This is a genomic window from Lamprobacter modestohalophilus (assembly GCF_016583905.1).
Taxonomy (GTDB): Bacteria; Pseudomonadota; Gammaproteobacteria; order Chromatiales; family Chromatiaceae; genus Lamprobacter; species Lamprobacter modestohalophilus.
Genome location: NZ_NRRY01000128.1, coordinates 1 through 3,188 on the forward strand (window position 1 = coordinate 1; position 3,188 = coordinate 3,188).

General features: G+C 62.8%; 6 protein-coding genes. 3 read left to right on the forward strand and 3 right to left on the reverse strand.

Annotated elements, in window-relative coordinates; translation table 11 throughout:
• Together CKO42_RS26175 and CKO42_RS28095 are read left to right on the forward strand one after the other, a co-directional pair.
• The coding region (locus CKO42_RS26175) for a TrkH family potassium uptake protein (RefSeq protein ID WP_200252257.1) at window positions 1–1,074 on the forward strand (1,074 nt) is incomplete at its 5' end.
• A 59-nt stretch (window positions 1,075–1,133) separates the two neighbouring features.
• Window positions 1,134–1,268 (forward strand): hypothetical protein, encoded by a 135-nt coding sequence (locus CKO42_RS28095; protein ID WP_274601190.1) that lies wholly within the window; start codon window positions 1,134–1,136, stop codon window positions 1,266–1,268.
• A gap of 90 nt (window positions 1,269–1,358) precedes the next feature.
• Here the strand turns inward: CKO42_RS28095 and CKO42_RS26180 are convergent, their stop codons facing one another.
• Genes CKO42_RS26180 through CKO42_RS26190 form a run of 3 tightly spaced genes read right to left on the reverse strand, consistent with a single transcriptional unit; the run spans window position 1,359 to window position 2,374 of the window.
• Complete coding sequence (locus CKO42_RS26180; protein WP_200252260.1) at window positions 1,359–1,607, reverse strand: carboxymuconolactone decarboxylase family protein; 249 nt, start codon at window positions 1,605–1,607, stop codon at window positions 1,359–1,361.
• A complete protein-coding gene (locus CKO42_RS26185; RefSeq protein ID WP_200252263.1) occupies window positions 1,607–2,074 on the reverse strand; it encodes a hypothetical protein in 468 nt (155 codons plus the stop codon). The genes CKO42_RS26180 and CKO42_RS26185 overlap by 1 nt, the downstream gene beginning before the upstream one ends.
• Before the next feature lie 42 nt (window positions 2,075–2,116).
• Entirely contained in the window at window positions 2,117–2,374 is a 258-nt protein-coding gene (locus CKO42_RS26190; protein ID WP_200252266.1) for a hypothetical protein, read from the reverse strand.
• A gap of 264 nt (window positions 2,375–2,638) precedes the next feature.
• Between CKO42_RS26190 and CKO42_RS26195 the strand changes: the two genes are divergently transcribed.
• Complete coding sequence (locus CKO42_RS26195; RefSeq protein WP_200252282.1) at window positions 2,639–3,169, forward strand: sigma-70 family RNA polymerase sigma factor; 531 nt, start codon at window positions 2,639–2,641, stop codon at window positions 3,167–3,169.
• Window positions 3,170–3,188 lie beyond the last annotated feature (19 nt).

The following is a 3,188-nucleotide window of genomic DNA, read 5'->3' on the forward strand; positions in this document are numbered from 1 at the left end:
ATCCTCTACCATCGCCAGCAGATCCAATGGCTCGGGGGCATGGGCGTGATCGTGCTCGCGGTCGCAATCCTACCGCTGCTCGGTGTCGGTGGCATGCAGCTCTATCGGGCCGAGACCTCCGGCGTCGCCAAGCACGAGAAGCCGACCCCGCGCATCGCCGAGACCGCGCGTGTGCTCTGGACGCTGTACTTCGCGCTGACTGCGGCCTGTGCACTGAGCTACTGGCTGGCCGGCATGAGCCCCTTCGATGCCATCGGCCATGCCTTCACCACGGTGGCGACGGGCGGTTTCTCAACCCATGATGCGAGCCTCGCCTATTTCGACAGCGTCGCCATCGAGCTGATCGCGATCGTCTTCATGGTCGCCGGCGGAGTCAACTTCGCCGTCCACTTCCTGGCTTGGCATAAACGCGATCTCGGTGCCTATCTGCGTGATACCGAGGTGCTGGTCTACCTGCTGATCTTCATCGTCGGCGCGCTGCTGATCAGTCTCAGCCTATTCATGACCACGGCTTATGCGACGCTCGCGGAGGCATGGCGCTATGGCTCCTTTCAGGTTGCCTCCATCCTCACCAGCACCGGGTTCGGCACCGCCACCTTTGGCCTCTGGCCACTGCATATCCCGCTGCTGTTGGTGGTGCTCTCCTTCACCGGCGGCTGCGGTGGCTCTACCGCCGGCGGCATCAAGGTGCTGCGTGTGCTGATCCTGGCCAAGCTGGGCATTCGCCAGCTCAAACAGCTGGCGCATCCGCATGCGCTGATCACCATTAAGGTCGGTAAGCGCCCGATCATGGAGGACGTGCTGTTCTCGATCTGGGGCTTCTATGTGCTCTATGTGGCGGTCTGCCTGGCGCTGACCATCGCCATGATGGCCGCTGGACTGGATCTGGAATCGGCCTTCGGCGCTGTCGTCGCGACCGTCAACCTGCTCGGTCCCGGCCTGGGTGAGGTCGCTGCCAACTTCGCAAGCGTCGATGATGTGGTCAAATGGCTCGGCGTCTTCGGTATGCTTGCCGGGCGGCTGGAGATCTTTACCCTGTTGATCCTGTTTCTTCCTGCGTATTGGCACCATTGACGTGGGGGGCTGTTCGCACCGGACGCCGTTTCGCTGAATGCTGTGTCGCGTAAACCGCGATGCAGAAGGGGCAGTCGGAAAGCGGCGGCTTTGCCTTGACCATCCAGCTCGGCGTCTCCGGGGTGGTCGCGGTGCTTTGCGTTGGGCTCCTGTTCGGCCAACACCGGCGCCGGGAGTCCGACGACGAGGCCTAATCGGTGCTCTGGGCCTACAAGGTCTGGCTTACGAATAGGTTGTTGTTCACTCTCGGAGCGTCTGAAGGCCGAACCTGGCGTGAGGAGATTTCAACTGTCGTTTTTGCGGTCAGAGTCTGCGCTCGGCGGCTCATCCAGCGGTACCGCGAACAGATCGAGAAAGAAGCTCAGCGCGATGAACAGCTCGATCACACTGGCCAGCTCGACCACAGCGGCATCGCTCAGTCCCAGCGACCACAGGCGCGCGATATCGGCGTCCGTGATGGCATGGACATCGGTCGCCGCCCGCCGTGCCAGCTGCAACAGCTCGATCCAATCGGCGGGTAAGGGCACCCGCATCAGCGCCGCTCGCTGACCGGGTCACTGACTGGTGGCGTGGCGTCCCAGCCACGGTGATAGATATCCTCAAAGGCTTGCTGCTGCGCCTGCGGACTCCAGACCTCGCGGTAGCCATCACCATCCTCGACGAGCAGTCTGTCGACAGAGATCCATCGATGAGGCTCAACCACCGTGCCGATCACCCTGGCCTGCTTGCGCACATGACGGACCTTGGTGTCGCGCGGGACGTTGGAGAGGAAATAGTACTGGCCATCGGACAACTGCAGCACCAACTCCAGCTCGAATGAGAGATGGGCATCCAGATTCTCGAGCGGGCAGACATGGCCGCCCTCGGCACAGCGCAGGCCGTTGATCCGGCCCTCGATCGTCGTCTCGGCCAGCACGGGCGTGCCACTCAGTAGGGTGATGAGGCCAATACAGGAGGTCAGGCCGGCGAGCGGTCTTTGAAGCGGTCGCTGTGTCGACATGGCGCTGAATCTCTCGACGGGGACGAGGAAGAGGAGGTTGTCTCAGCAACCGTTCACGCAATAGACCGACTCCTGCGGGTCGGCATCGCCACGGTCATCGGACTCGCCTTCGCGATGCGCGTCGTCGTCATCACCGTCTGAATAATCCAGCAGCAATGCCGCCTTGAGGCTCGCCTCGAAGGCCAGCGCCCGCTTGAGCGCGCGCGCACAAGGCGCGCATTGCGCCGCATGGGCTTGGAGATCGGCTTGTCGTCCTTGCGGATCGACCAACAGTTGGCGGCGAAAGGAGAGACAGTTCATGGGTGGAGCCTGCTGCGCGACGCGGATAGCGCTTGGAATACCGGATGAAGACCCGCCGTGCGCAGCATATCTTTCGTACCGATGACCGACAGCTGATGACCGCACTGCAGCGAACCGATACCGCGTTGCAACGGAACGTGTTAACGAAACGTTCTATTGGTCTTGCTCGCTTTCTCGAAAGACAAACAAAAACAAGGCATTAAAAGCTGGCACGACGGCTGCACTAGGACAGGCAGATTGCTCATCGACTTCGGGAGTCCTTCCATGTCTGCTTCTGCCGCGCTGACCTCCGCCCCATCGACCACCGCCAGCGAGGCGCCAAGCTTCGAGGCCCTCGCCGAGACCCATCGGCACAGCCTCTTCAAGTACGCCTACCGGCTCTCCGGTAACAAAGAGATCGCTGAAGACCTGGTCCAGGACAGTCTGCTGCGGGCCTGGCGCTCGTTCGCACGGCTGCAGAACCCAGCGGCTGCCTTGGGCTGGATGAAGACCATCGTACGCCGCGAGAATGCGCGCCGCTTCGAGCGCATCCAACCGCGCGAGAGCGCGATGCCGACCGAGGAGCTGCCGACGCAGCCTGCGCAGGACTATGACACCTCCACCGACGCCTTTGTCTTGCGCCGGGCGCTCCGTGCGCTGCCTGAGGAATATCGCGAGCCACTGATCCTGCAGGTGCTGCACGGCTACTCGCAGCAAGAGATCGCCGCGCGGCTTGGCCTCAGCGGCGCAGGGGCTGGCACGCGGCTGTTCCGGGCTCGCCAGAAGCTGCGTGCTGCGCTGGGCGAGCGTTCATGATGGCCGCCTTGGATCGGGT

What these genes read in the sequence shown, in the direction of transcription:
- CKO42_RS26190 (WP_200252266.1), bottom strand. Translation starts at nt 2,374, where the DNA reads ATGAACTGTCTCTCCTTTCGCCGCCAACTGTTGGTCGATCCGCAAGGA.
- CKO42_RS26185 (WP_200252263.1), bottom strand. Translation starts at nt 2,074, where the DNA reads ATGTCGACACAGCGACCGCTTCAAAGACCGCTCGCCGGCCTGACCTCC.
- CKO42_RS26195 (WP_200252282.1), top strand. Translation starts at nt 2,639, where the DNA reads ATGTCTGCTTCTGCCGCGCTGACCTCCGCCCCATCGACCACCGCCAGC.
- CKO42_RS28095 (WP_274601190.1), top strand. Translation starts at nt 1,134, where the DNA reads ATGCAGAAGGGGCAGTCGGAAAGCGGCGGCTTTGCCTTGACCATCCAG.
- CKO42_RS26180 (WP_200252260.1), bottom strand. Translation starts at nt 1,607, where the DNA reads ATGCGGGTGCCCTTACCCGCCGATTGGATCGAGCTGTTGCAGCTGGCA.